Origin of the sequence: Hohaiivirga grylli (assembly GCF_039655745.1) — a bacterium.
In the GTDB taxonomy this organism is placed as follows: domain Bacteria; phylum Pseudomonadota; class Alphaproteobacteria; order Rhizobiales; family Beijerinckiaceae; genus Hohaiivirga; species Hohaiivirga grylli.
On the sequence record NZ_JBBYXI010000003.1, the window covers coordinates 186,892 to 212,494 of the forward strand.

The 25,603-nt window shown below is 49.4% G+C and carries 25 protein-coding genes and 1 other RNA gene; 20 read left to right on the forward strand and 6 right to left on the reverse strand.

All coding sequences use genetic code 11. The features are described from left to right. Window positions 1–41: 41 nt before the first annotated feature. Complete coding sequence (gene tkt, locus WJT86_RS09045; protein ID WP_346337241.1) at window positions 42–2,048, reverse strand: transketolase; 2,007 nt, start codon at window positions 2,046–2,048, stop codon at window positions 42–44. Between the two features lie 391 nt (window positions 2,049–2,439). On the opposite strand from tkt, the gene WJT86_RS09050 reads away from it, so the two are divergent. From WJT86_RS09050 to WJT86_RS09070, 5 genes are all read left to right on the forward strand, one after another. Further along, a complete protein-coding gene (locus tag WJT86_RS09050; RefSeq protein WP_346337242.1) occupies window positions 2,440–2,715 on the forward strand; it encodes a DUF4164 family protein in 276 nt (91 codons plus the stop codon). A gap of 30 nt (window positions 2,716–2,745) precedes the next feature. Beyond that, window positions 2,746–3,120 (forward strand): cell division protein ZapA, encoded by a 375-nt coding sequence (locus tag WJT86_RS09055; protein WP_346337243.1) that lies wholly within the window; start codon window positions 2,746–2,748, stop codon window positions 3,118–3,120. 67 nt (window positions 3,121–3,187) lie between these two features. Further along, window positions 3,188–3,340: non-coding RNA, 6S RNA (gene ssrS / locus WJT86_RS09060), on the forward strand. A gap of 12 nt (window positions 3,341–3,352) precedes the next feature. Continuing rightward, a complete protein-coding gene (locus tag WJT86_RS09065) occupies window positions 3,353–3,940 on the forward strand; it encodes a 5-formyltetrahydrofolate cyclo-ligase (RefSeq protein WP_346337244.1) in 588 nt (195 codons plus the stop codon). Between the two features lie 5 nt (window positions 3,941–3,945). After that, window positions 3,946–4,767: a TIGR00282 family metallophosphoesterase gene (locus WJT86_RS09070; RefSeq protein ID WP_346337245.1), complete on the forward strand. Its 822-nt coding sequence runs from the start codon at window positions 3,946–3,948 to the stop codon at window positions 4,765–4,767. Here WJT86_RS09070 and WJT86_RS09075 read toward each other — a convergent pair. Further along, window positions 4,764–5,519, reverse strand: a complete 756-nt coding sequence (locus WJT86_RS09075) for a phosphodiester glycosidase family protein (protein WP_346337246.1) — start codon at window positions 5,517–5,519, stop codon at window positions 4,764–4,766. The genes WJT86_RS09070 and WJT86_RS09075 overlap by 4 nt on opposite strands. A 273-nt stretch (window positions 5,520–5,792) precedes the next feature. Here WJT86_RS09075 and WJT86_RS09080 point away from each other — a divergent pair, with 273 nt between their 5' ends. From WJT86_RS09080 to ruvA, 5 genes are read left to right on the forward strand one after another with little or no spacing between them, the layout of a single operon-like run. After that, on the forward strand, window positions 5,793–6,539 hold the full coding sequence (locus tag WJT86_RS09080; protein WP_346337247.1) for a YebC/PmpR family DNA-binding transcriptional regulator: 747 nt from the start codon (window positions 5,793–5,795) through the stop codon (window positions 6,537–6,539). Window positions 6,540–6,551: 12 nt separating this feature from the next. Next, window positions 6,552–7,058, forward strand: coding sequence for a crossover junction endodeoxyribonuclease RuvC (gene ruvC, locus WJT86_RS09085; protein ID WP_346337248.1), 507 nt, complete (start codon window positions 6,552–6,554; stop codon window positions 7,056–7,058). A 3-nt stretch (window positions 7,059–7,061) separates the two neighbouring features. Next, on the forward strand, window positions 7,062–7,463 hold the full coding sequence (locus tag WJT86_RS09090; RefSeq protein ID WP_346337249.1) for a DUF1801 domain-containing protein: 402 nt from the start codon (window positions 7,062–7,064) through the stop codon (window positions 7,461–7,463). A gap of 38 nt (window positions 7,464–7,501) precedes the next feature. Continuing rightward, on the forward strand, window positions 7,502–8,239 hold the full coding sequence (locus tag WJT86_RS09095) for a class I SAM-dependent DNA methyltransferase (RefSeq protein WP_346337250.1): 738 nt from the start codon (window positions 7,502–7,504) through the stop codon (window positions 8,237–8,239). A 48-nt stretch (window positions 8,240–8,287) separates the two neighbouring features. After that, window positions 8,288–8,905 carry a Holliday junction branch migration protein RuvA gene (ruvA, locus tag WJT86_RS09100; RefSeq protein ID WP_346337251.1) on the forward strand — a complete coding sequence of 206 codons (618 nt, stop codon included), beginning with the start codon at window positions 8,288–8,290 and terminating at the stop codon, window positions 8,903–8,905. Here the strand turns inward: ruvA and WJT86_RS09105 are convergent. Next, window positions 8,902–9,825, reverse strand: a complete 924-nt coding sequence (locus WJT86_RS09105; RefSeq protein WP_346337252.1) for a DMT family transporter — start codon at window positions 9,823–9,825, stop codon at window positions 8,902–8,904. The two genes, ruvA and WJT86_RS09105, sit on opposite strands and share 4 nt — an antisense overlap. 95 nt (window positions 9,826–9,920) lie before the next feature. Beyond that, window positions 9,921–10,826 (reverse strand): DMT family transporter, encoded by a 906-nt coding sequence (locus tag WJT86_RS09110; RefSeq protein WP_346337253.1) that lies wholly within the window; start codon window positions 10,824–10,826, stop codon window positions 9,921–9,923. A gap of 264 nt (window positions 10,827–11,090) precedes the next feature. Between WJT86_RS09110 and WJT86_RS09115 the strand changes: the two genes are divergently transcribed. From WJT86_RS09115 to WJT86_RS09150, 8 genes are all read left to right on the forward strand, one after another. Next, window positions 11,091–11,852 carry a DeoR/GlpR family DNA-binding transcription regulator gene (locus tag WJT86_RS09115; RefSeq protein WP_346337254.1) on the forward strand — a complete coding sequence of 254 codons (762 nt, stop codon included), beginning with the start codon at window positions 11,091–11,093 and terminating at the stop codon, window positions 11,850–11,852. Window positions 11,853–11,885: 33 nt separating this feature from the next. Next, window positions 11,886–13,241, forward strand: a complete 1,356-nt coding sequence (locus tag WJT86_RS09120) for a four-carbon acid sugar kinase family protein (protein WP_346337255.1) — start codon at window positions 11,886–11,888, stop codon at window positions 13,239–13,241. Continuing rightward, a complete protein-coding gene (pdxA, locus tag WJT86_RS09125) occupies window positions 13,241–14,251 on the forward strand; it encodes a 4-hydroxythreonine-4-phosphate dehydrogenase PdxA (protein WP_346337256.1) in 1,011 nt (336 codons plus the stop codon). The genes WJT86_RS09120 and pdxA overlap by 1 nt, the downstream gene beginning before the upstream one ends. A gap of 74 nt (window positions 14,252–14,325) precedes the next feature. Next, a complete protein-coding gene (locus tag WJT86_RS09130; RefSeq protein ID WP_346337257.1) occupies window positions 14,326–15,417 on the forward strand; it encodes a 2-hydroxyacid dehydrogenase in 1,092 nt (363 codons plus the stop codon). Further along, window positions 15,417–16,253 carry a class II fructose-bisphosphate aldolase gene (locus WJT86_RS09135; protein ID WP_346337258.1) on the forward strand — a complete coding sequence of 279 codons (837 nt, stop codon included), beginning with the start codon at window positions 15,417–15,419 and terminating at the stop codon, window positions 16,251–16,253. Before WJT86_RS09130 ends, WJT86_RS09135 begins: the two co-directional genes overlap by 1 nt. Window positions 16,254–16,369: 116 nt before the next feature. After that, on the forward strand, window positions 16,370–17,881 hold the full coding sequence (locus tag WJT86_RS09140) for an FGGY-family carbohydrate kinase (RefSeq protein ID WP_346337259.1): 1,512 nt from the start codon (window positions 16,370–16,372) through the stop codon (window positions 17,879–17,881). A gap of 70 nt (window positions 17,882–17,951) precedes the next feature. After that, window positions 17,952–19,292 carry a GntT/GntP/DsdX family permease gene (locus WJT86_RS09145; protein ID WP_346337260.1) on the forward strand — a complete coding sequence of 447 codons (1,341 nt, stop codon included), beginning with the start codon at window positions 17,952–17,954 and terminating at the stop codon, window positions 19,290–19,292. Window positions 19,293–19,410: 118 nt separating this feature from the next. Beyond that, a complete protein-coding gene (locus tag WJT86_RS09150; protein ID WP_346337261.1) occupies window positions 19,411–20,556 on the forward strand; it encodes a glycerate kinase in 1,146 nt (381 codons plus the stop codon). Window positions 20,557–20,586: 30 nt separating this feature from the next. Here WJT86_RS09150 and WJT86_RS09155 read toward each other — a convergent pair whose 3' ends face one another. After that, window positions 20,587–21,582 carry a KpsF/GutQ family sugar-phosphate isomerase gene (locus WJT86_RS09155; protein ID WP_346337262.1) on the reverse strand — a complete coding sequence of 332 codons (996 nt, stop codon included), beginning with the start codon at window positions 21,580–21,582 and terminating at the stop codon, window positions 20,587–20,589. A 277-nt stretch (window positions 21,583–21,859) separates the two neighbouring features. Between WJT86_RS09155 and WJT86_RS09160 the strand changes: the two genes are divergently transcribed. Both WJT86_RS09160 and WJT86_RS09165 read left to right on the forward strand, forming a co-directional pair. Next, window positions 21,860–23,155: an adenylosuccinate synthase gene (locus WJT86_RS09160; RefSeq protein WP_346337263.1), complete on the forward strand. Its 1,296-nt coding sequence runs from the start codon at window positions 21,860–21,862 to the stop codon at window positions 23,153–23,155. A 128-nt stretch (window positions 23,156–23,283) separates the two neighbouring features. After that, on the forward strand, window positions 23,284–24,567 hold the full coding sequence (locus WJT86_RS09165; protein ID WP_346337264.1) for a hypothetical protein: 1,284 nt from the start codon (window positions 23,284–23,286) through the stop codon (window positions 24,565–24,567). Between the two features lie 54 nt (window positions 24,568–24,621). Here WJT86_RS09165 and rpoH read toward each other — a convergent pair whose 3' ends face one another. Then, a complete protein-coding gene (gene rpoH / locus WJT86_RS09170) occupies window positions 24,622–25,515 on the reverse strand; it encodes an RNA polymerase sigma factor RpoH (RefSeq protein ID WP_346337265.1) in 894 nt (297 codons plus the stop codon). Window positions 25,516–25,603: the final 88 nt, after the last annotated feature.

The following is a 25,603-nucleotide window of genomic DNA, read 5'->3' on the forward strand; positions in this document are numbered from 1 at the left end:
AGTACTACAATTGATTTGTGGCTTTTTGTGTTCGCATTCTTTTATCCAGCCAGCGCCTTGGAAACTTCCTCGACAACTGCTTCCGGTGTAATGCCGAAATAATTATAGAGGTCTTTGTAAGGACCACTGGCACCAAAGCCTTTCATTCCAACAAATATGCCGTCATTGCCGATGATGGCATCCCAGCCAAAGCGAACAGCTGCTTCAATACCAACCTTGATAGGTGCAGAGCCGATGACTTTTTTGCGTGTCCGCTCAGACTGCTGCAGGAAGAGCTCAAGAGATGGGACAGAAACAACGCGCGCATCAATCTGCTTTTCTGCAAGGAGCTTTTGTGCGTTGAGTGCAATCTCAACTTCCGAACCGGAAGCAAAGATTGAAACCTGAGGCTTGTTGCTCTTCGCGGGAGAAAGCTCGTAAGCACCTGTAGCGCAAAGATTGCTCTCTTCATTGGTTGTCCGAACCTGTGGCAGACCCTGACGGGTCAGGGCCAGCATTGTCGGGCCATCACGGCGCTCAATAGCAAGCTGCCAGCATTCTGCTGTTTCAACAACGTCTGCCGGACGGAAAACCCGCATGTTTGGCATTGCCCGTAATGATGCAAGATGTTCAACCGGCTGATGGGTTGGGCCATCTTCGCCAAGACCAATCGAGTCATGTGTCATGACATAGATTGCAGGCAGCTTTGATAAGGCAGCCATACGCATGGATGGACGGGCATAATCAGTAAAGACCATGAAGGTTGCGCCGGCAGGGACAAGCCCACCATGGAGCGCAATACCATTCATGGCCGCAGCCATGCCATGCTCACGAATACCATAGTGGATATAGCGTCCGTTATATGAGCCGGGGGCAATATCAATGGCATTCTTCGTGCGTGTGTTATTGGATGGCGTCAGGTCAGCCGAACCGATGATCAGCTCAGGCATAACTGATGTGATCGTCTCAAGGGCGATTTCACTGGCCTTACGTGTTGCAACATTCTGAGGAGCTGCAACAAGCTGGTTTTTCAGCTCTTCAATTGCCTTTTTCAGAGCAGCGGGACGGTTGCCTTTAATGCGGCGTTCAAATTCAGCGCGGGCATTAACCGGCATTTCCTTGAAATGGCGTGTCCATGCACGACGGTAACGACGGCCGCGTCGGCCAGCCTTAAGCCATGCATCACGAATTTCTTCAGGCACTTCGAATGGGCCGTAGTTCCAGCCAAGAGCTTTCTTGGTGGCTGCTGCCTCTTCTGGGCCGAGTGGTTCACCGTGAGCTTTGGATGTCCCGGCACGGTTAGGAGAACCAAAACCAATAACTGTCTTACAGGCAATCATTGTTGGCTTGTCAGATTTCTTGGCCCGGGAAATGGCCCGGGAGATTGCTTTTGGATCGTGGCCGTCAACGCGGATTGTCCGCCAGCCTGCTGATTCAAATCTTTTGACCTGATCAACAGAGTCAGCCAGTGACAGCGGGCCATCGATTGAAATGCCGTTATCATCAAACAGGACGATCAGGCGGTTCAGCTTGAGGTGACCAGCTAAAGCAATGGCTTCCTGACTGATACCTTCCATAAGGTCGCCGTCAGAGGCCAGCACATAAGTGTAGTGATTGACGAGGTCATCGCCATATTCAGCATTGAGCACACGTTCTGCCAAGGCAAAGCCGACAGATGTGGCGATACCCTGACCCAGAGGGCCTGTGGTCATTTCAACGCCAGGTGTTTCAAAATTCTCGGGGTGGCCCGGTGTCATGGAGTGAAGCTGGCGGAAATTCTTCAGCTCATCCACAGTGACGCTCTTGTTGCCTGTGAGGTGCAAGAGTGCATAAAGCAGCATGGAGCCGTGACCGGCAGAGAGAATGAAACGATCGCGGTCAAACCACTTTGGGTCTGCCGCATCAAACTTCAGAAACTTTGTGAAAAGAACGGTTGCAATATCTGCAGTACCAAGGGGGAGGCCCGGGTGACCGGATTTGGCTTTTTCGACACCATCAATTGCAAGGGCGCGAATAGCATTAGCGAGATCCTGATGGGTTACGCGAGCGGCGGGAGAAGTTTGAGGCACGTTTCTGCTTCCCGATTTAACTGTTGCCAAGAAAGTACTGCCCAATAAGACAGTACCAGTTCAATAGCATGCAGCTTGTGCGAGTCAAACAGTACCGCAAATAAATGACACCTTCGCGAACATATTTATTTAGTATTGTATGGTGGTTTTGATTTTCCGGGCCTGTCCATAAAATTTTTCAATTTAAGATGAGCGCTTCAGAATGGTTTTGAGCGGATATCTTTGTGCTTGTCGGAATAAGATGCGTTAAAAGAGCATACTCACAAGTTAAAATCGCCATTCATCTCTTAGACGGACACATATGCACGGTGAACTTTGCCGAATTTTAAAGTGATGATTGCAGCTGATCGTTTGCAGCTTTAAAACGGTAAAGGATTCTGCAGGAGGAAACATGGCTTCATCTCTTGATGACGCTTTAAAGCGGCTTGATACAGCTCTGGGTATGCTGGAAGCATCGGTGACACGTCGTCTTGATGCGGAGAAACAGCGTGGTGATCTGGAGACAGAGCTCCAGATTATGCAGGATGACCGCGCACGTCTGGCCGTTGAGCTGGAAGGTGCGGGCGAACGTATTAAGAAACTTGATGCTGTTACCGAAGACGTGCAGGAGCGCGTGGCTCGTGCAGCATCGGCTATTCAGCAGATGCTGAGTGATGAAGACCATTGATTTCACGATAGCTGAGGAAGGCGAAATTTCATGCCCCAGGTGATGGTCAATATTGCCGGACGCTCTTACCGCATGGCATGCGGAGAAGGTGAGGAGGCTCATCTTGAAGGGTTGGCCGAGCTTTTTGATAGCCGTATCAATGAAATGCGGGAGGCCTTCGGCGAGATTGGTGATATGCGCCTGCATGTCATGGCAGCTTTAACTGTTGCTGATGAAGTTATGGAGTTACGTAAGAAGCTTGAGAAAACACAGGCTGAGCTTGATGACGTTAAAAGCCTTGCGAGCGCTGGTGATGAACGCTCAACAATCCTTGAGGGTCGCTTTGCTGAGAAGGTTGAAAAGACAGCTGAACGTATCGAGCGACTGGCTAAAAGCCTGAATATGGTGAGCCATAAGAGCGATTAATAAAAATAGTTATTGTTTTTGTCCTTGGGGGCTGGTGTTAAGCCCTCGAAAGCACTAGATTATATATGCGGTGCTGCGGGGTTCGTCAGGAGACATTTCCCCGGGGCCTTACGATCCCATAGGGAGCTGTCCCTGACCTGGTCCGTGGACCTAGACAAACGGCGCCCACCTACTTTGTAGGTACCCGGGATCAGCACTCCAACGGCTTTCGCGGCCCGCACTTAACAGGTTGATGATGAACCAGCTTCCAACCGGTGATGTGAAAAGAAATCTCCGACAGGAAATATTGGCAAAACGGGATTTACTCCCCGACGATCTACGTCGTGCTGCAAGCCTGTGTATTTGCGCTCATCTCAAAGATATTCCTGAAGTGACTTCTGCAGTCACTATTGCGGCTTTCTGGCCGATGCGAAGCGAAGTTGATCTTCGGTCACTTTTCAATGGCTGGTCTGATAGTGGGCATCAGGTTGGTTTACCCGTGATGCAGCCGGATAATAAACTTGTTTTCCGGAAATGGTCTGCGACCTGCCTGATGGAAGAAAAGCAGTTTGGCGTAATGGAACTGCCAGAGACTTGTGAACAGATAATACCGGATATTCTGCTTGTGCCTTTGGTTGCTTTTGACCAAAAAGGGAACAGACTTGGTTATGGAAAAGGTTTCTATGATCGCGCTATTGCAGAGCTGGTTTCTAAGCAGAAAATTGTGACAATCGGCATTGCATTCGCTATTCAGGAAGTTGCAGCTCTGCCCGTAGAGGCACATGATCAGCCTCTTGATATGATTGTGACTGAAGCTGGTATCCGACGCGTAAAAAGGTAAAGGCAATGCGGTTATTGTTTCTTGGTGATGTGGTAGGCCGTGCTGGCCGTCAGGTAATCATTGACCGTTTGCCGGCTTTACGTGAGCGCTGGTTACTTGATGCCGTTGTTATCAATGGTGAAAATGCAGCGGCCGGTTTCGGGCTGACAGAAACAATCTGTAACGATCTTCTCAATGCAGGTGCTGATGCAGTCACGCTTGGCAATCACTCATTCGACCAGCGTGAGGCTCTTGTTTTTATCGAGCGGCAACAGCGTCTTCTTCGTCCGGCAAATTACCCACCGGGAACACCGGGACGTGGGGCAACCTTGATTGATACCCATTCAGGCAAACGTCTGTTGGTCGTTAATGTGATGGGGCGGCTCTATATGGATGCGCTGGATGATCCGTTCGCAGCCGCAGAGCGTGAAGTGAGCCAGTGTCCGCTCGGGCAGGTTGCCGATGCCATTATTCTTGATGTGCATGCTGAAGCGACAAGTGAGAAGCAGGCTTTCGGGCATTACTTCGATGGCCGTGTTTCTCTGGTTGTGGGGACGCATACCCATACTCCAACAGGCGATCATCGTATTCTGCCGGGTGGAACGGCCTATATGTCTGATGCCGGTATGTGTGGTGATTACGATTCCATTCTTGGAATGCAGAAAGAAGAAGCGGTTCGCCGTTTCATCCAGAAGACACCGGGCTCCCGTCTTGAACCGGGCTTAGGTGAGGGAACGCTGTCTGGTATTGCGATAGAGACGGATGACAGAACTGGCCTTGCAACCCATGTGGCAGCGATCCGTATTGGCCCACATCTGGAAGAAAGCCTGCCAAAATTCTGGGGCTAATTGGCTTTTCTGGTAACGCCGACAATTGGCCCGATTGCTCTGAATATATTACCGGTCTGGCCTAAACTGGCTGCATAGGCTGTTGAGATGCTGCCATCGAGGAAGAGAGCATTCTGACATTTATAGGTGTCGCGGAATAAACGCGCGAATTCATGAAAAGTCGTGGGCTGTTCTGAGAGAATAAAATAGGCCATTCCGTCTTGTGACAACCCGACACCGTTGCGGGTTTTGCGCGATGTGCTGTCTTTAAGAAACCTTGGGTGCAGTTTGTTATTGATGACCAGCATGGGGCCTGACTGGGTGGCGTAGTCTACTTTCAGGTGACTGCTTGCAAAGCGCGAGCTTTCCATGATGCCAGCTTTACCGTCATTAATATAAAAGACGCCATTGGGCTGGAGATGAAAGTTGCCGCTGGCCTTGCGCAGGTTGATTTTATGAAGCTCAACTTTCTTTTCAACGTAGAGCCCGACAGGTGAGAGGTTCTCTTCGTACATGCCGGCATTCATAGCGAAGACAAGGCTTTGCCCAGCTGATTCAACGTCTTTTCTGAGCTTTGCAAGTGAGCCGTAGACCGTGCCGTTGCGATCTTTCCAAAAGAGCTGAATGTTGTCTGTTTTTGGATTGGCTTTGCAGACAACATAACGGACGGATTCAAAACTGATACGTTCACAGGGGGATATCTGTTGTGCGTGCCCCGGTATCGTCAAGCTGAACAGGGCTATAAATGATGGAATGCGTAAAAATCTGATCACAGTAATTATGGCCCTGTTTTGAATGAGCATGCTGGCTTTACTACAAATAAAAGGCACTATCGCAAATCTGTATCCCTATTTTTTCGTGATTTTTGGGTTTTTTAACGGCCAACTGACTGAAAAATACAACTGTTTTGTCTCTTCCACTTGGCGAGACGCGTTTCAGAGCATATAAGTAATCCGTTATCTATCAATATAGAGTGGTTTTGTAGCCGATCCCATTAGGGGCGGACCCGGTAGCGAAACCGCTTTCCGGAGCGGAGACTATTACCCATGGCAGGGCATTCACAGTTCAAGAACATCATGCATCGCAAGGGCCGCGCAGACGCTGCCCGTTCAAAACTGTTTTCCAAGCTGGCACGTGAAATCACGGTTGCTGCCAAATTGGGCTCGCCTGACCCCGCCATGAACCCACGTCTACGTGCCGCTATGCTGGCGGCACGTGCTGAGAATATGCCGAAGGATAATATCCAGCGCGCGATTTCCAAGGCAACAGGTGGTGATAGTGATAACTACGAAGAAATCCGTTATGAAGGCTATGGCCCAGGTGGCACGGCCCTGATCGTAGAGGCCATGACAGACAACCGTAACCGTACGGCGTCTGACGTTCGCTCTTACTTCACAAAGAGCGGCGGCAATATGGCTGAAACAGGTGCTGTTTCCTTCATGTTCGATCGCGTTGGTTACATTGAGTTTGATGCCTCTGTTGCTGATGCAGAAGCAATGTTTGAAGCGGCACTAGAAGCCGGTGCTGATGATGTTGCCTCAACAGATGATGTTCACGAAATCTATTGTGAGCAGACATCCTTGAACGAAGTCAGCAAGGCACTGGAAGAAAAGTTTGGAGAACCGAAAGCCTCCAAGCTGATCTGGAAGCCACAGAACAGCATTGCTGTTGATGATGAGACAGGTGAAAAGCTGGTTCGTCTCATGGAAACACTCGAAGATCACGATGACGTCCAGAACGTCTATGTCAACTTCGATCTGTCGGAAGCCCTTCTTGCCAAGATGGCAGGCTAAGCAAAGATAGTTATGGCTGAGCCTCCCATCCGTATTTTAGGGGTAGACCCTGGCTTACGCCGTACCGGTTGGGGGGTTATCGTCACCGAGGGAACAAGATTATCTTACCTCGGTTGCGGAACAATTATCTCGAACGATAAAGCTCCTCTCGCAGAACGCCTGCGGGAGCTTCATGATGGGCTTGAAGAGATCATCAAAGCATATGCGCCCGATGAGGCTTCTGTTGAAGAAACCTTCGTCAATAAAGATGCTCAGGCAACGCTGAAGCTAGGGCATGCACGTGGTATTGCCCTGCTGGTTCCTGCACTTCATGGTATTTCTGTCGGTGAATATTCAGCCAATATGGTGAAGAAGACCGTTGTCGGTTCAGGCCATGCTGACAAACAGCAGATACAGGCAATGATCAAGGTATTACTACCTAAAGCTACCTATAACGGCCCTGATGCTGCTGATGCTCTGGCAATTGCCATTACCCATGCCCATCATCGCAAGGCGAGGGCACTTGCGAAGGGACTTTGAGAGATGAGAGCATTTGAGGATGCAACTGTTGAGGCTGTTTTCAACGCATACCCGCAACAGTTTCGAAAGGCTTTGCTCGCACTCAGGGAAATCATTTTTGAGGTGGCTGCTGAAACCGAAGGTGTTGGGCCGCTTTCCGAGGTTTTGAAATGGTCACAGCCAAGTTATCTGACTGAAAAAACAGGTTCTGGCACAACCGTGCGTCTTGATCGTTTTGGGGATAGTTCCGTTGCGGTTTTCTTTCATTGTCAGACAACACTTGTTGAGACATTCAGAGAGCTTTTTCCAGAACTGAAATACGAAAAGAACCGCGCTATCGTTCTTGACCCTGTAAAGGCGTTACCTGCTGATGTTTTGGCAATCTGCATTAAGATGGCTCTGACTTATAAATTAAAACGCAAATAAAGAGCGACATGTAAGAGGCCGTTTCTGAAAGGTAGATCATGACCCAGAATATCTATGATGATGAGGTTTTCTTCAAAAACTATGCAGATTTGCCTCGCTCAAAGTATGGGCATGATGGTGCTCCGGAATGGCCTGTGATGCTGTCATTGTTGCCCGAGCTTCAGGGTAAACGTGTTGCTGATCTTGGATGTGGATATGGCTGGTTCTGCCGATATGCCAGAGATATGGGGAGTTCCCAGATTCTCGGTCTGGATGTCTCACAGAAGATGCTTGAAAAAGCGCATCAGATGGGGGCTGATGGTATTACTTACAGCCGTCAGGATCTGGAGACATTGCTTTTACCTGAAAATAGCTATGATCTGGTCTACAGCTCTTTAACGCTTCATTATCTCGAAAACCTGCAAGGTGTTCTTAAGACGATTCTCGCCTCTCTTGTATCAGGCGGATACTTTATATTTTCGGCAGAACATCCCATTTTTACGGCGCCTTCAAGTCCGGATTGGACCATTGATAATTCCGGTAGAAAATCATGGCCAGTTAATGACTATCAACTTGAAGGTCAACGGGTTTCAAACTGGATGGCTGAAGGTGTTATCAAGCAGCACCGCACATTAGGCACTTATATTGATCTGCTGGTTTCTGCCGGTTTCATGGTGAAACGTCTGGTCGAATGGGGGCCATCTGCTGAACAGATTGCAACCCTTCCAGCTCTTGATGAAGAAAAAGAACGACCAATGATTTTTCTGATGTCATGTCAGAAGCATGATAGATACTAGTTTCACATCTGATTCTGCCCTCAAGGCAGCCAATGACAGGAAAAGTTCGTGATCGGGAAACTTAAGGGCGTTATCGATAGCTACGGTGAGGATTACATTATTCTTGACGTTCATGGCGTTGGTTATGTCGTCCAGTGTTCCTCTACGACCTTGCAGCGTCTTCCACCCGTTGGAGAAGCTGCTGTTGTTTCTATTGAAACACAGGTGCGGGAAGATGCCATCCGTTTGTTCGGCTTCCTGTCTGATAATGATCGTGAATGGTTTCGCCTGTTGCAGTCCGTACAGGGTGTTGGCGCGAAAGTTGCGCTTGCTATCCTGTCAGTGCTTGACCCCGGTGCACTAGCAACAGCCATTGCAACGGCTGATAAGCATGCCATTGCCCGTTCCCCGGGTGTTGGCCCAAAACTGGCACAGCGTATCTGCATTGAACTGAAAGATAAGGCACCTGCATTCTCGAATGTTGATCCGGCGCTTGTTCGTCTGTCAGATTCTCTTGAAGAAAATACGGCCTCGCATGCCGTTGCTGATGCTGTCTCTGGCCTTGTTAATCTTGGCTACCCACGTGCTCAAGCTTCTGCGGCTGTTGCTGCCGCATTAAAGCAGGCAGGTGAGGAGGCTGAGGCCAAGACATTGATCCGCCTCGGCCTTAGAGAATTGGCCCGCTAATCTCTGTTTTTGGATGAGGTAAACCTTTCTGCCAGCCAGACACCGGGCAGAATGAGAGCGAGACCGCATATCTGAATAAGGCTCAGTTGTTCACGCAGAAGGACAACGGCAAATGCTGTGCCGAAGAATGGCACAAGGTTGAAAAATGGTGCAGCCCGTTCCGGCCCAATCATGCTTACGCTTCTGATAAAGCAGATATGGGCCAGAAATGATGGGAAGAGAATAATCCCAGCTGCGACGCTCCAGCCCTTGATCGTCGGCCAGAAGAAGTTGCCTTCGATAACCTCATAGACAACAAGCGGGAGTGAAGTCACCAAGGCCATGGCCGATAAAACGCCTAAAAGAACCATCCCCGGAACGGCAGGCTTGTTACGCAGGCCCAAAGCGTATAGAGCGTAGAATACCAGCCCAAGCAGCATGAACAGATCGCCGAAATTGAAGTTCATTTTCTGCAGGGTTTCAAGGTTACCTTTACTGGCGATTGCTGCAACACCAAGCAGAGTAATGAGTATCCCTAAAATCTGATAGAGATTGATAGGGGTTCTGAAAACAAGACTTGCCCCCATGAGAATGATGATCGGCTGGGCAGCGACAATGATCGAAATATTGATAGCTGTCGTATGGTGAGCCGCAATATACATACAGGCATTAAATGCCGTGAAGCCAAGCATTCCCATCAGGCAAAGTTTTAAAAACTGGGGGCGGAGTTCTGGCCAATAAGTGGGTAAGTCTTTGGCGATGAGCGGCCATGTAATCAGACAGGTTCCGAGCCATCGGATGAATATCAGCCACATGGGTGATATCTCACCCACGGCCATTCTGCTGAACAGCGTACTGGTTCCCCACATCGCAGTTGCAACAAGCAAAATGATATATGGGTTTTTCAAGAAATGAAGTGGCAGGCTCAAAGGTTTAAACATGCTATGCGTTTAACAGCTTTGCCGCGGAAAGTTTTTCTGAAGATCAGTTCTGCAGATACCAAAAAGGATGAGTTTTGGTACCCACAAATCGTATCTTAGGATTTGCGCTCAGATAACCAGATGCCGATTAGAACCATAAGCAAACCGAGGCCTTGGATTATCGTAAAAGGCTCGCGTAAAAACCCAATCGCAAATGCCGTTCCAAAAACCGGGATGAGATTGATGAATAGGGCGGCACGTGCCGGGCCTATGATCTCGACGCCACGAATGAAGAATATCTGTGCCAGACAGGACGGGAAGATAATGATGGCCGCAGAAACGGCCCATCCTTTAGGAGATGGCCAGATGAAAGTGCCATTCAGATATTCATAAGCAACCAGCGGCAGAGAGGCAATCAGTGCTGCTGTTGAGAGAATGGCAAAGAAAAGAAGGCCCGGGACTTTGGGCTTATCTCTGAGGCCAAGTGTGAAGATGGCATAAAACAGTGATGCCAGCAGCATGTACAGATCACCAATATTGAGATCCATATTCAGCAAAGTCTGTAAGTCGCCCCGCAAAGCAATAATGGCGACGCCTGATAAGGTGATGAGGATACCAATAATCTGTTGCCAGCCAATGCGCACATTATAGAGGATGACGGCTCCCAGCATGACCATGATCGGTAATGATCCCTGAATGATCGATATGTTTACGGCTGTCGTGTGGTAGGCAGCTGCATAAATGCAGGCATTGAAGCCTGTGAAACCGAGTATCCCCATGATGCTGATCTTGATGATCTGCGGTTTCAGTAAGGGCCAGTATTTCGGGAGCTCTCTGGCTGAGATCGGCCACATGACGGCACAAACGGCAAGCCAGCGAAATAAGGTCAGTAGCATCGGAGAAACTTCATTGACAGCCAACCGGCTGAATAACGTGTTTGCACCCCACATTGCTGCTGCTGCAACAAGAATTGCGTATGGGCTGTCCCAGAGGGATGTCACGGATGTTGCCGGTTTGGACATAAAGTTCCTGCTAGAATTGTTTGCTTTTTGCTAAGGCGCTTATAGTTGCCGGAAATAATCCACCGTCAAGCTCGTAATAAGAAAACTATGAAAAATACCCTGAATCTTTTGAGTTTCATAAAGTCATAATACTAAAGATGACAGCAAGAGATCGATTTTGAGTCTTTTTGTCCTTGACGGGGCAGTTTTATCATCAAATAATCAATTTTGATCAAAAATGATCAATGATGAACAATTTTCTGCAATCCGGTAATCGAGGGGTCGATGGACGGAATTCAGCGCAGAGCCGCGATGGCTCGCTTTATTGAAGAAAATGATGGCGCTGATGTTCAGACGCTTGCGGAGCGCTTTGGTGTGTCTGCAATAACGGTTCGTCGTGATCGTAAAATATTGGCTGAACAGAATATCCTTTCTCCCACGCATGGGGGCGCTGTCCCTGCCGGGTTCATGTATGGTGAACTGGCTTATGCGCAGAAGGTTGATGTCAATGTTCCGCTTAAAAAGTTGATTGCTAAACGAGCCGCCGAACTTGTTCCGGATAATAGCATTGTTATTCTGGATGCTGGCACTACAACGCTTGAGCTTGCCAGACTGTTGATGTCGCGAAAGCTGTCGGTTGTTACCCCTGACTTACAAATTGCGTTACTTCTGGCCCAATCGCCAAGCGTGAAAGTATTCATTCCGGGTGGAGAGGTTGATCTTGAAACACGCAGCCTGCTCGATTCAAAAGCGGCTCATGTCCTGCGTGAAACAAATGCAGCCATTTCATTTGTTGGTATTGCAACATGGGATGCCAGCAAGGGTGTCTCCAGCAGCAGTATTGCCAAGCAGGAAATCAAAAGAACAATTATGCAGCAAGCGAGTGAAACATATCTGCTTGTGGATTCAACAAAATACGGCACGTGCAATCCATGGAGTGTTGCACCGCTTTCAGACTTTGACGGAATTATCACAGATGACGGGCTGTCAGCAAAGGCCCGCAAAGACATTGCAGGTGCCGAAGGTAATCTGCTGATTGTTAATTGAGGGTGCCAGAACAAGGCAGAAAAGGGGTCAGTTGTGAGTAAGATTGTAATCATAGCGGATGATCTGACAGGGGCGAATGCCAATGGCTCTCTTTTGGCAGCAAAGGGTTTTTCAGCTGTCACATGTCTGGACATGAGCAAGTGGACGAAAGAGGACTTCAATAATTATGACGCTGTCTGTGTGAATACGGATAGCCGCCTTGTACCTGTCGAGCAGGCTGTTAAACGTGTTTCTGAAGGGCTCAAGTTTCTTTTAACATGTGATAACCCAGCCGTTGTTTCCAAGCGTATCGACAGTACGATGCGTGGTAATGTCGGTAGTGAAATTGAAGAAGCTCTCAAGGTTATGGATGAGAGCGGGCGCTACGAAGAGCCGTCTGTTGCTGTTGTTGTACCGGCATTCCCGTCTTCGCGTCGTGTTGCAGTTGGTGGTTACCTCATCGTCAATGGTATTCCGCTTGAGAAATCCCCAATTGCGAAAGATCCAATCCGCCCGATAACCACATCCCGTTATGTCGCAATTATTGCTGAGCAGACGGATCTGCTAATTGGTTACATCTCTCTTGATACAATTGCTCAGGGTCCAGCTATGGTCACTGAGGAGATTGAACGGCAGAGACGTGAAGGTGTCCGCATTGTTGCTTGTGATGCGGTTCTTGATGAAGAAATTACGGTTATTGCTCAGGCTGTAAAGTCCGTTTCTTACCCGGTTCTTGCAGTTGATCCGGGTCCGTTTACAGCAGCCATGGCTGATGCACGCGTACCTGTTCGTGCACGTCATGAGCTCGAAGACAATGCTCTGGTTATTGTTGGAAGCACAACAGACCTCATTCGCCGTCAGATGGATGAACTTCGTCTGGCTCGCAAATGCGCAATCGTCAAAGTTGATGGCCGTCTGCTCGTCAATCTTTATAAGCGCGATGACACAATTCGCGAGGCTGTTCAAAAGGTTGTTGCTGAGGCTGGTAAGGCAGAAGTCTATGGTGTCTGCACTGTTGAACAGCCTGATGATGTCCACTCAATTGAGGATATGGCTCGTGAGAACGGCATCTCTCTGAAAGAGGCTTCAGAGCGTATCAATAAAGGCCTCTCATTAATCGCAGAACTCCTTTTGAAAGAAAAATCCTTACGCCTCGGCGGAATCTACAGTTCTGGTGGTGAGGTAACCATGTCGGTTACGCGCCAGCTGGAAGCAAGTGGGTTCTCTGTCCGTGACGAAGTTCTGCCGCTTGCCGTATATGGCCGCCTGATTGGTGGGAAGTATCCCAATATGCCAATGGTGACCAAGGGCGGCTTTGTTGGCGACAGTGAAAGCATTGTGCACTGCGTCAATTATTTATTTGCAAAAATTTCAACTCAGACGAGACCATTGGAAGGCGAGACCAAATAATGAAACCGATTATCTGTGTACCTATGGGCGATCCGGCAGGCATTGGCCCAGAGATTGTTGCAGCATCAATTAACGACGCATCCGTTGAAAAGAATGCGATTGTTGTCGTTGTTGGTAATGAAGGCGTATTGCGCCGCGCTGCAGAATTGATGAAGGTTTCTCCTGCTTTCAACATCCTGAGTGGCGATGCAGCCAAACTGCGTGATGAGGTGAAAGAGAATGCTCTGAACCTGGTCAATATTGATAATATTGATATTAACACGCTCGAGTATGGCGTCATTAGTGCCAAATGTGGTCAGGCTTCATTCGAATATATTGAGAAAGCTGTTGAGCTCAGCAATGCCGGTGTCGTTGACGCAATGGCAACAACGGCGATCAATAAAGAGTCGTTGAAAGCTGCCAAAGTTCCCTTCATTGGACATACTGAAATCCTTGGTTCACTGACAGGCACAAAAGACCCGCTGACCATGTTCCAGGTTCATTCTCTGCGTGTCTTCTTCCTGACACGTCACCTGTCGTTGATTGATGCCTGTAAGGCGGTCAAGAAAGAACGTGTACTCGACTATATCCGTCGTTGCACGGCGTCTCTCAAGCAGCTTGGTCTTGAAAACCCTTCAATGGTTGTTGCTGGTCTTAACCCGCATTCTGGCGAACATGGCCTGTTTGGCCGTGAAGAGGTCGATGAGATTGAGCCAGCCATTGAAGCGGCTAAAGCTGAAGGCTACCGCGTATCTGGCCCGAATCCTGCAGATTCAGTATTCCACTTTGCCCTGAAAGGGGCATGGGATGCAGTTCTCTCGCTCTACCATGATCAGGGTCATATCGCGACAAAGATGGTCGATTTTGAACGGACCATTTCCTTGACCCTTGGAATGCCATTCCTGCGGACCTCCGTTGATCACGGGACAGCTTTTGATATTGCCGGAAAGGGTAAGGCCAGTGCGGTTTCAATGATTGAAGCCATCCGTCTGGCTTCTGAATACGCCGGTAACTTCAGAAAGAACAGATAATATTTCACCGAATATGGGGAAGGCCGGGCAGAATTTTCAACGGCCTTACCCCAGAGAAAGAAAAGGAAAAAATAATGTCGAATTTGAAAGCTGTTGTTGTTGGTGATGCTATGATCATGGGTGATGGTTTCGAACAGGCCGCCCGTAAAAACCTTGGTGCCTACTTCTCTGATGTGAAGATGGGCAACTGGGAAGAAGACTATCCTAAGCTTCAGGAACGCCGCTTGGCCGTTGAAAAGCAGGGCCCTGAGATTGAAGTTGTTCCAGAGATCGTTGCCAAGGAAGGTAAGGATGCTTCGCTTTTGGCTGGCCTCTTCGTTCCTGTGTCATCCAAGGTCATGGATGCAATGCCTAATCTGCGCATTGCAGGTGTAGCCCGAGCTGGTCTTGAGAACGTCAACGTTGCAGAAGCCACAAAGCGCGGCATTCTGGTATTCAATATTGAAGGCCGTAATGCACACGCTGTTTCCGACTTCACAGTTGGCCTGATGCTCTGTGAATCCCGCAACATGGCTCGTGCACATTACTCCATTATGAATGGTGAATGGCGTAAGAAGTTCAGCAATTCGGAATGGGTTCCTGAGCTGAAGGATAAGGTCGTTGGTCTTATCGGTTTTGGTTACATTGGTCGTCTTGTCGCCCAGAAGCTATCCGGTTTTGGCGTTCAGCTGGCTGTTTACGATCCATTCGTTGATGAAGCAGTTGTCAAGGAATTTGGTGGTCGTCTGGTTGATAAGGACACCCTGTTCCGTGAAGCAGATTTCGTTTCTCTGCACGCCCGCATGAGCGAAGCAACGAAGGGTATCGTTGGTGAGCATGAGCTCAGCCTGATGAAGCCAACAGCTTACCTGATCAATACTGCCCGTGCTGGTCTTGTGAATGAAGCTGCTCTGATTGCTGCTCTTAAGGCAAACAAGATTGCAGGTGCTGGTCTTGATGTGTTCTCTGATGAGCCGCTCAAGGCAGACAGTGAGTTCCCAAAACTCGATAATGTCACGCTGACCACGCATATTGCTGGCACAACCCGCGAAGCCCTGACACGTTCACCAGACCTTCTGATGGAAGATATCGCCAAGTTCCTGAAGGGTGAACAGGCTCGCTTTATCATCAACCGTGAAGTCCTTGAAAACCCAGAGTTCAAGGCTTGGCTTGCGGGAGTAAAATAATGCTCGTTCCATTACAGAAAGCTCTCGCAGACGCGAGACGTAACCGCTACGCCATTGGCTCATTCAATGTCTACAACTCGGAAACAATCCGTGGTGTTGTTGAAACAGGCATTGAAATGAAGCTGCCGACAATCGTTGCTTTCGGTGCAAGCTATATGCCGAACATGCGATTGAAGGACGTTGCTGCTCTGACACGCAGCATGGCAGAAGATGCTGATATTCCGGTTGTTCTTCACCTTGATCACTGCAAGTCTCTTGATGTGATTAAAGAGGCAATTGATGTCGGATTCACCTCTGTCATGTATGATGGTTCGGCGCTGCCTTTTGCAGAGAACCTCGCCAATGCAGCCAAGGTCGTCAAGATGGCCCATGCTGCAAACGTTGGTGTTGAAGCTGAGCTTGGTGGTATCGCCAAGGGCGAAGACTCCAACGAGGAAGACGGAACTGAAATCTATACTTCACCTGATGAAGCCGTAGAGATGGTTCGTGAAAGCGGTATTGATGCGCTCGCCGTATCAATCGGCACCGTACACGGCATGTATGCCGGTGAGCCGCGGGTTGATGTCAATCGCCTCAAGATGATTTCAGCTGTTGTTGATATTCCACTCGTTCTGCACGGTGGCTCAGGTACACCTGAAGCTATCATTCGTGAATGCATTGCCAATGGTATTGCCAAGATCAACGTGAATACGGAAATCTCCGTTCACACGATTGATAATGTCAGAAAATATCTGGCTGCAAACGATAAAGTCCACTTGTCCAAACTCTGCCTTGAAGAGGTTTCCTACATCAAGCAGGTGGTCAAGAAGTACATGGAATTCTTCCAGAATAAATAAGTAAAGCCATGCCTGCCGGGTAACCGGTAGGCATGATCTGCAGTGTGGGGAAACCCGCAACCGCGAATAATGCATGCGCCAATAATAGCGCTGCAGTTATATGGGGTATGAGTGGCATGCAGCATGTATTAGTTGTTGATGTCGGAACATCAAGTCTGAAATCGATGCTCTATACGGAGAAGGGTGATCTGCTGTTTAGAGCAGGGCAATCCTATGACTCGATCTTCGGGCATGAGAATGATGTCGAGCAGGATCCGCAAACCTGGAATAGCGCCTTGGTCAATACGCTAACTAAGGCCGGTGAGTATTGCGGAGATAAGGGCATTGCTGTTGATGCTATTATTGTGACGTCACAGCGTGCTTCGGTTATTCCGATGAGTCGTGATGGTGAGCCGCTTTATAATGCCGTAATGTGGCAGGATAAACGCGCCTTGAAGCAGTGCGAGAAGTTGCTCGAACGCTTTACACTGCAAGATATGTATCACCGTACCGGCTTACGTGTGAACCCATATTTCTCCGTGCCAAAAATGATGTGGTTACGGGATAACAGATCAGAGATTTTTAATTCCGCACACAAGCTGATTGGTGTGCAGGATTATGTTGCGTTCCTCCTGACCGGGAAATATGCAACTGACGTTTCGCAGGCCTGCCGGACGATGCTGATGAATATCAGAACATCCGCGTGGGATAAGGACATGCTGGATGCATCCGGCATCAGCACTGATCTTCTGCCAGAGCTTGTTCCTTCGGGGTCTCAGGTCAATGTCCTGACAGATAAGCTTGCTGCTCAGGTTGGTCTGAAGTCAGGTATCCCGGTTTATCTGGGTGGTGGTGATCAGCAGTGTGCTGCGCTTTCACTAGGTATTCTTGGGCCGGGTGAAGCTGAAGCAAATACCGGTACAGGCTCATTCGTGATTGCCTATGCTGAACAGCCACACTTCCATCCTGACTGCACAACCTTGTGCAGTGCCTCTGCTATGCCGGGCAAATGGATTGTTGAAGCTGGTATTTTTACAACTGGATTAGTGCATCGCTGGTTTAAGGAAAACTTTTATCCAGATACAGAAGATGCCTATGACATCATGAACAGAGAGGCTGAAAGCTCTCCGATTGGTGCCAATGGTGTAATGATGCCACCGCACTTTGAGGGTAGTGCAGCTCCTTACTGGAACCCACGCGCCAAGGGCATGTTCTTCAACATTACCATGGCAACCAGACGTGCGGATATGGCACGTGCGGTTATTGAGGGCATTTCGCTTGAGATTGGTCATAACCTTGAGTTGCTGCAAAGCCTTGGTGTTCCTGTTGAGCGCGTTAGCGTTGCAGGTGGGCTGACCACTCTTGATACCTTTAACCAGATACAGGCCGATGTCTTTAACAAACGCGTCATTCGTTACGAAAATAACGAGGCATCGTCTCTTGGCGCCTTGATGAGTGCCTGTGTGTCGATGGGTATCTACAGCGATTATACGCGTGCATTTGAAGGCATTGTCACTTCAGAGCCCCGTATTTTTGAACCGCAGACTGAGGCGGTGAATAAGTACAAAACCGTAATGCATCGTAAGAAGAGATTGTACGATGCATTAAATAAATCAGAAACTTATGATCTTTTCTCTGCTGCAATTTAACAGAGAAAAATACTTTTTGGAGCGTCTCAGCCAGTCCGGGTAATCGGCACTGGTAGCCTTGGAGGGGAAAATGGACGTAGGTTACTCTATGTCGATGCTGGGTCTAGCAATCGGTATCGTTGTTGTGATGTGTATCTATTTCAAGATACACGCTTTCTGGTCGTTGATGACGGCCTGCTTGTTCCTTGCTTTGACGCAAGGCATGTCTTTGCCAAAAATCGTTTCTTCATTTGAGACAGGTCTTGGCGGGACGCTTGGCTTTCTGGCGCCTATTCTGGCGCTGGGTGCAATCCTGGGTAAGCTGATGGAGATTTCGGGTGGCGCAGAACGCCTTGCCCGTACTCTGATCAATTTCCTTGGGCAGTCAAAAGCACACTGGGCCATGCTGATTGTCGGTTACATCTGCGGTATTCCAGTATTCTTCCAGGTCGGTATCATCCTGCTGATTGCTCTGATGTTCTCGGTTATCCGTGAAGCAAAGATGCCAGTTATTCAGGTTGCATTGCCAATGATTATCGGTCTTCTGACCGTTCACTGCATCGTGCCTCCGCACCCAGCTGCAATGGCTATTGCCGGTTCGCTCAATGCAGACGTTGGTAAGGTCATTTTCTACGGTCTGATCGTTGGTGTTCCGGCTGCTGCGCTGGCTGGCCCGATCTATGGTAAGTTTATTGCCAAGAAGTTTGATGTTCAGATTTCCGGTGCTTATGCAGATGCAAAGCCACGTCAGGATTCAGAACTGCCACCATTTGGCCGGACATTGTTCGTCATTCTGCTGCCATTGCTGCTGATGATCAACAAAACCATTTTTGAGCTGATGATCGATAAGGCCAACCCACCTGACTACATGGTCTACGTCAACTTTATTGGTACACCGATGATCGCCCTGTTCATCTCCTCTGCCGTTGGTTACGTCCTGCTTGGTCTGAACCGTGGTTTCAGCTGGGATCAGCTTGGTAAGGCCAGTGAGTCTGCTATGGCTCCGATGGCTTCCATTCTTCTGGTTATCGGTGCCGCTGGTTCGTTCAACAAGATCATCATCGATAGTGGCACAGGTGCAGCCCTCGAAGTTGTCATGAAGCAGATTGAAGTCAGCCCACTGATTATGGCTTGGCTGATTGCTCTTATCATGCGCTTTGCACTTGGTAGTGCAACGGTTGCCATGATGGCTGCTGCCGGTTTTATTCTTCCAGTTCTCGGCATGCATCCTGATCTGGATCCGGCTCTTGTTGCTATTGCGATTGGCGCAGGTGCCATTGGTGGTTCACACGTGACCGACTCGGGCTTCTGGTTCGTGAAGGAAAGTGTCGGTATTCCGATGGGAGCGATGTATGCAACTTATACGGTTGCAACGTGTATTGCCTCGGTTGTCGGTCTTCTCGGTACGCTTGTATTGGCGATGTTCGTCTAACCAGAAGGTATTCAACACATTAAGAGATAAGGCGGCTGTGAGGTATTCATAGCCGCCTCTTTAATATTGGTGTCTGGCCAGATTGTGCTAGCATGGCCTTGAAAATATCGGGGTTGAAATGAAAATCGTTATTGCGCCTGATTCATATAAAGAGAGCTTGACGGCTCTTGAGGTTGCCAATGAAATTGAAGCTGGTTTCCGGGAAGTCTTTCCGGAAGCAACATACGTGAAGCTTCCTGTTGCCGACGGCGGTGAGGGTACCGTTCAGGCTATGGTCGAAGCAACGGATGGCAAGCGGATTGAGGTACAGGTTATGGGCCCTTTGGGTTCTCCTGTTGATGCTTTCTATGGCCTGACCGGTGATGGCAAGACGGCAGTTATTGAGATGGCCGCTGCCAGTGGTTTGATGCTTGTGCCAAAGGAAAAACGTAATCCGCTGATTACTACGACCTATGGCACAGGTGAGCTGATCAAACATGCGTTGGATGCAGGTGCGCGTAACTTCATTCTCGGGATTGGAGGAAGTGCAACCAATGATGGCGGTGCGGGTATGGCACAGGCATTGGGTGCAAAGCTTCTTGATGATAACGGGAAAGAGCTGGCTTCCGGCGGTGGGGCACTGGAGAAGCTTAGTCGTATTGATATCTCTGGATTAGATGAACGCCTTTCCGGCTGTATCTTCAATGTTGCTTGTGATGTCGATAATCCTTTATGCGGCCCCCGTGGGGCTTCTGCAATATTCGGGCCACAGAAGGGTGCAACACCTGAAATGGTCAGTTTCCTTGATGCTAATCTCCGTCGGTTTGCTGATATTATTCAGCGGGATCTGGGCGCCGATGTTGCTGATGTTGCAGGTGCTGGTGCAGCGGGTGGTCTTGGGGCTGGGATGATGGCCTTTCTGAAAGGCAGCAGTTTACGTCCGGGCAGTGAGATTGTGACAGATGCAGTTGGTCTGGATGCTGCGGTACGGGATGCTGATCTCGTTGTCACAGGTGAAGGGCGTATTGATGGGCAGACAATCTTCGGGAAAACACCAATTGGTGTCGCTCGTGTTGCAAAGCGCCATAATAAACCAGTGATTGGTATTGCTGGCAGCCTGAACAGGGATGCCGCTATTGTGCATGATCACGGAATTGATGCGGTTTTCAGCGTTTTGTTTGAATGCTGCAATATTCAGGATGCCCTTGCGAACGGGCCGTTCAATGTACGGTTTGCCGCGCGTGATATCGCAACGACCCTGAAAATCGGAATGCAAATAAAGTAAAGAAAAAGGCGGGGTAACCCGCCTTTATTTTTATGCTGCGCCGATCCGCAAAAGATCAAGATAGTGGACAAGCCCGACGGGCTTACCCTCATCAACCACGATGATTGCTGTGATCTTTATACGCTCCTGCAACTCAAGAGCGGTTGCCAGTAGAGCATCAGGTGAGATGGTTCCACGCGGGTTGCGTGTCATGATTGCTTCAACCGGAGTTGTTGCAAGATCAGGGCGCAGATTACGGCGCAGATCGCCATCGGTGATAACACCCGCAAGACGGCCATCCTGCTCAGTAATGATGACACAGCCAAAGCTCTTGTCGGACATCTGACGGATTGCATCAGCCATAGGTGTCCCGACAGTCACGATTGGCAGACGGTCTTCCTTGTGCATGATATCTGAAACACGTTTCAGCTGGGCACCAAGCTTGCCACCAGGGTGGAAGTCTTTGAAATTTTCAGCTGTGAAGCCACGATACTCAAGCAGTGCAACGGCAATAGCATCACAAAGTGCCAGTTCCATCGTTGTTGATGTTGTGGGAGCAAGCCCGTTCGGGCAGGCTTCAGGAGCCTTAGGTAACAGCAGGCAGATATCAGACTGACGGCCAAGCGAAGAATCCGCACTGGAAGTAATGCTGATCAGCGGCACGCGAAAGCGTTTTGCATAAGCGACAATATCTGCAAGCTCTTTGCTTTCTCCTGACCAGGAGAGTGCAATAATGACGTCTTCCGGGCGGATCATGCCCAGATCACCATGGCTGGCTTCTGCCGGGTGAACGTAATAGGCAGAGGTGCCTGTTGAAGCCATTGTAGCTGTCAGCTTGCGGGCGATGTAGCCCGGCTTGCCGATACCTGTCACAATGACACGGCCGGATGCACTGGCAATAGTATCAATGGCATCTGCAAATCCAGTGCCAAGGCCATTGGCAATGGATTGACGCAGGGCTTCAATACCATCACGTTCAAGTTCAAGGCTTTTGAGTGCAGAGGAAACAGCGTTGTCGCGTTCCTGTGAAGTCAGTGTTTTTGTCATAATGCCCGATCTACCACGGGAAGGGGATGGGGAGGAAGAGGGAAAACCTCTCCCAGTTACTTTTATGTGCGATGATAATCGGGATTGCGGATGAATGATGGGCAGTATTTCCCATTTTAGGGAAATGGCTATTGACTCCTCACAATGTACCCGGCAAGAAAAGTTGCAAGGTTTCCTTCGTGCCCGGCCCTTGTGTCGGGCGTTTTCATGTCGAGGGTCTTGCAGGGTATCATGAGATACCTTTGGTTCAGACTCTGGTGAATAGCGGAGGATTACCATGGCCAATGTTGTCGTGGTCGGTGCCCAGTGGGGTGACGAGGGTAAAGGCAAGATCGTTGACTGGCTGTCAGATGCAGCTGATGTCGTTGTTCGTTATCAAGGCGGACATAACGCAGGCCATACGCTTGTTATCGATGGCGTAACCTACAAACTTTCATTGTTGCCATCAGGTGTTGTTCGTCCGAACAAGCTCTCTGTTATTGGTAATGGCGTTGTGGTTGATCCGCATGCACTTGTGGCCGAGATTGAACGTCTTGCTGCTGATGGTGTGAAGGTCACGCGTGATAACCTGCGTATTGCAGAAAATGCTACGCTGATCCTTTCTCTGCATCGTGAACTCGACGCTATTCGTGAGAATGCTGCTGCTGCTGGTACCAAGATCGGTACAACAAAGCGCGGTATTGGTCCGGCTTATGAAGATAAGGTTGGTCGTCGCGCTATCCGCCTGATGGATCTGGCTGATCTTGAAACTCTGCCTGCCAAGATTGATCGCATGCTGGTGCACCACAATGCGCTTTGCCGTGGTCTTGGTATTGATGAGTTCAAGCCAAAAGAGATTTTCGACGAACTGGCTTCTGTCGCCGATAAAGTTCTTCCTTACATGGATGTTGTCTGGCGTCTGCTGGATCAGGAACGTCGTGCAGGCAAGCGCATCCTGTTTGAAGGCGCGCAGGGTGCATTGCTTGACGTTGATCATGGCACATACCCATTCGTGACATCCTCCAACACTGTTGCCGGGCAGGCATCTGCTGGTTCGGGCCTTGGCCCGGGAGCTGTGGACTACGTGCTTGGCATTACCAAAGCCTACACAACTCGTGTGGGTGAAGGCCCATTCCCGACAGAGCTCTTTGATGATGTTGGAGAGCGCCTTGGCGTACGTGGTAAGGAATTTGGTGTTGTTACTGGTCGTAAGCGTCGTTGTGGCTGGTTTGATGCCACATTGGTACGCCAGACGGTCTGTACATCCGGCATCAATGGCATTGCCCTGACAAAGCTCGATGTTCTGGATGGTTTCGAGACTATCAAGATCGGTGTTGGCTACAAACTTGATGGTAAGGAAATTGATTACTTCCCGGCCAGTCAGGGAGCACAGGCTCGTGTGGAACCAATCTATGAAGAATTCGAAGGTTGGGAAGGCACAACAGCTGGTGCCCGTTCTTGGGCTGATCTGCCTGCTCAGGCGGTTAAATATGTCCGACGGATTGAAGAACTGATCGGAACACCGGTTGCGGTTCTTTCCACGTCACCTGAACGCGATGACACGATATTAATGAAGAATCCGTTTGAAGGTTGACAGGTAATACCAATTTCTGAAACAGGTTATACAAGTACGGCGCAAAGTAGCTCTTGTGCCGTACGCATTTGGCAAGCAAATGGTTAAATGCCTGATTGGGCTTAACCTGATGAGAGAGGGCTTGGGCGATGGCGGATTACTATCCACTTATCGCGAGGGCTATCGAAGGGCTGACGGATAAGTCGCCAGCTGTTCGTAAAGCTGTTTATGAACGAGCACGCAATGCGTTGATCTCGCAATTAAAGACGCTTGAGCCGCCAGTCTCGGTTTCCGATCTAGAACGGGAACGTGTTGCTCTCGATCAGGCTATTGTTGCTGTCGAGGCGCTCTATGTGCAGCCAACGCCCCAAGAGGCTGAAACGCACATCCCTCAGGAACCGGCACAACAGCTCCTCGAGCCAATCAGTGAAGTTGTCTCCCAGCCGGAAATTCCTGTACAGCCTGATGTTGTGCCAGAAGAGGCTGAACCTGTAGATGAGAATGTTGCTCTCTCGCAGGAAGAGCTTGAGCCAGAAGCAGAGGCTATTACGCCGCCTGAAGTTGTTGTTGAGCGGCCACGAATTGGTTCCAAACACCGTTCTTCCGGGCAGGCAAACCGCATTCGTGCCATCATACTGGTTGCCAGCATTTTAGCCGTTATTGTCAGTATTGCTGGCTGGAAGCTTTATAACCACGAGCGTCAGCAGGCGCGAGAGGAAGCTGCAGCTGTTGATCAGCCAACTGAAACAGCTGATAACAGTGCACCGGCAGATACGGGTAAGTTTACAGAGCGTTTGGGTGGTGAAGTCATTCCCCCAAATAATCTGGGAACGGGTTCGCAAGGTACTTCAGCTGCACAGAACCAGCAGCCTGCCGTGGCTGTTCAGGAAGCTATTCTGTTTGAAACGGATCCGCAGACTGCACAGCTCCCAATGAGCCAGCAGAAGATTATCGCATCTGCAGGTATTACCCAGTGGCGTCTTGAAGACAGGGATGGTGGTGACGGCCGTCCGATGGAAACTGTCGCGATTGCAGATGTCAGCTTCCCTCAGACAGGTCTGAAACTGCAACTCACTCTTCGCAAGAATACAGAAGGCGGGGCATTCTCTCATGTGATTGAGCTGACCTTCTCACAACCCGATGATAAAACAGATTATCAGGTGCTGAATGCGGCAATGGTTCAGCTGAAGGATAATAAGGAAGAGCCGCGTGGCATTCTGCTGAGTGGTATGGTTCTGCCTGTCACGAATAATGTGTTCGTTGTTGGTCTGTCAGATATTCCGGCAGATATTGAACGTAACCAGCAGTTGCTTCAGGAAAAGAACTGGGTTGACGTTAACGTCGTATTCCCGAATGGAAGGCGAGGGCTTATCAGCATTGAGAAAGGCCCAACCGGTTTTCAGATAATCAATGAGGCTTTCCGCCGTTGGTAAAAGAAAAAGCGCCCTAGGGCGCTTTTTTCGTAATTGCATGGAAGAATATCCCGCTTATGGCGAGGGAGCCTCCAGAAGGGGCGTTTCTCTGACTGCCAGATTATTACGTACGGCTTCCTGTACCTTTTCAAAAGCACGGACCTCAATCTGACGAACACGCTCGCGAGATACACCAAACTCTGTTGAGAGTTCTTCAAGGGTGATGGGATCATCAACGAGGCGACGTGCCTCAAAGATACGGCGTTCACGCGGGTTCAGAATATCCAGAGCATCTCGTAAGGCCAGATGTCTGTTCTTGCCTTCCTGCTCTTCGACCAGAAGGGATTCCTGCGTGTCACTATCATCAACCAGCCAGTCCTGCCATTCGCCTTCACTTTCAGCGCGGAGAGGCGTGTTGAGAGACATATCGCCACCAAGACGACGGTTCATCTCAATAACGTCCTGTTCCGGCACGCCCAGCTTTGTTGCAATTTGTGCAACCTGATCAGGGCGCATATCGCCTTCTTCGAAGGCAGAAATCTTACCCTTTGCCTTACGCAGATTGAAGAACAGTTTTTTCTGACTTGCGGTCGTTCCCATTTTCACGAGAGACCATGAGCGCAGGATATATTCCTGAATGGCAGCCTTAATCCACCACATGGCATAGGTGGCAAGACGGAAGCCCTTATCAGGGTCGAAACGTTTGATAGCCTGCATAAGGCCGACGTTGCCCTCTGAGACGACTTCGGAAATAGGTAAGCCATAGCCGCGGTAACCCATTGCAATTTTTGCAACGAGACGCAGGTGTGATGTTACGAGTCTATGGGCAGCGTCACTGTCGCCATGCGAACGCCAACGTTTGGCAAGCATATATTCTTCGTTAGGTTCCAGCATTGGGAACTTACGAATTTCATCCAAATAGCGGGAAAGACCACTATCTTGAGCAAGCACTGGAAGCGCTGATGCCATTAATCATTCCTCCTGAGGCCCCCAATATCTTAGGCAGGCCCGATGTTCCCCGTTAAGGCAGATACAGAATAGTATATATAATTACTAC

Bases quoted from the DNA above. Each gene is read 5' to 3' on its own strand.
- WJT86_RS09050 (WP_346337242.1), top strand. From the start codon at position 2,440: ATGGCTTCATCTCTTGATGACGCTTTAAAGCGGCTTGATACAGCTCTG.
- WJT86_RS09055 (WP_346337243.1), top strand. From the start codon at position 2,746: ATGCCCCAGGTGATGGTCAATATTGCCGGACGCTCTTACCGCATGGCA.
- WJT86_RS09065 (WP_346337244.1), top strand. From the start codon at position 3,353: ATGATGAACCAGCTTCCAACCGGTGATGTGAAAAGAAATCTCCGACAG.
- WJT86_RS09070 (WP_346337245.1), top strand. From the start codon at position 3,946: ATGCGGTTATTGTTTCTTGGTGATGTGGTAGGCCGTGCTGGCCGTCAG.
- WJT86_RS09080 (WP_346337247.1), top strand. From the start codon at position 5,793: ATGGCAGGGCATTCACAGTTCAAGAACATCATGCATCGCAAGGGCCGC.
- ruvC (WP_346337248.1), top strand. From the start codon at position 6,552: ATGGCTGAGCCTCCCATCCGTATTTTAGGGGTAGACCCTGGCTTACGC.
- WJT86_RS09090 (WP_346337249.1), top strand. From the start codon at position 7,062: ATGAGAGCATTTGAGGATGCAACTGTTGAGGCTGTTTTCAACGCATAC.
- WJT86_RS09095 (WP_346337250.1), top strand. From the start codon at position 7,502: ATGACCCAGAATATCTATGATGATGAGGTTTTCTTCAAAAACTATGCA.
- WJT86_RS09105 (WP_346337252.1), bottom strand. From the start codon at position 9,825: ATGTTTAAACCTTTGAGCCTGCCACTTCATTTCTTGAAAAACCCATAT.
- WJT86_RS09110 (WP_346337253.1), bottom strand. From the start codon at position 10,826: ATGTCCAAACCGGCAACATCCGTGACATCCCTCTGGGACAGCCCATAC.
- WJT86_RS09115 (WP_346337254.1), top strand. From the start codon at position 11,091: ATGGACGGAATTCAGCGCAGAGCCGCGATGGCTCGCTTTATTGAAGAA.
- pdxA (WP_346337256.1), top strand. From the start codon at position 13,241: ATGAAACCGATTATCTGTGTACCTATGGGCGATCCGGCAGGCATTGGC.
- WJT86_RS09130 (WP_346337257.1), top strand. From the start codon at position 14,326: ATGTCGAATTTGAAAGCTGTTGTTGTTGGTGATGCTATGATCATGGGT.
- WJT86_RS09135 (WP_346337258.1), top strand. From the start codon at position 15,417: ATGCTCGTTCCATTACAGAAAGCTCTCGCAGACGCGAGACGTAACCGC.
- WJT86_RS09140 (WP_346337259.1), top strand. From the start codon at position 16,370: ATGCAGCATGTATTAGTTGTTGATGTCGGAACATCAAGTCTGAAATCG.
- WJT86_RS09145 (WP_346337260.1), top strand. From the start codon at position 17,952: ATGGACGTAGGTTACTCTATGTCGATGCTGGGTCTAGCAATCGGTATC.
- WJT86_RS09150 (WP_346337261.1), top strand. From the start codon at position 19,411: ATGAAAATCGTTATTGCGCCTGATTCATATAAAGAGAGCTTGACGGCT.
- WJT86_RS09155 (WP_346337262.1), bottom strand. From the start codon at position 21,582: ATGACAAAAACACTGACTTCACAGGAACGCGACAACGCTGTTTCCTCT.
- WJT86_RS09160 (WP_346337263.1), top strand. From the start codon at position 21,860: ATGGCCAATGTTGTCGTGGTCGGTGCCCAGTGGGGTGACGAGGGTAAA.
- WJT86_RS09165 (WP_346337264.1), top strand. From the start codon at position 23,284: ATGGCGGATTACTATCCACTTATCGCGAGGGCTATCGAAGGGCTGACG.
- rpoH (WP_346337265.1), bottom strand. From the start codon at position 25,515: ATGGCATCAGCGCTTCCAGTGCTTGCTCAAGATAGTGGTCTTTCCCGC.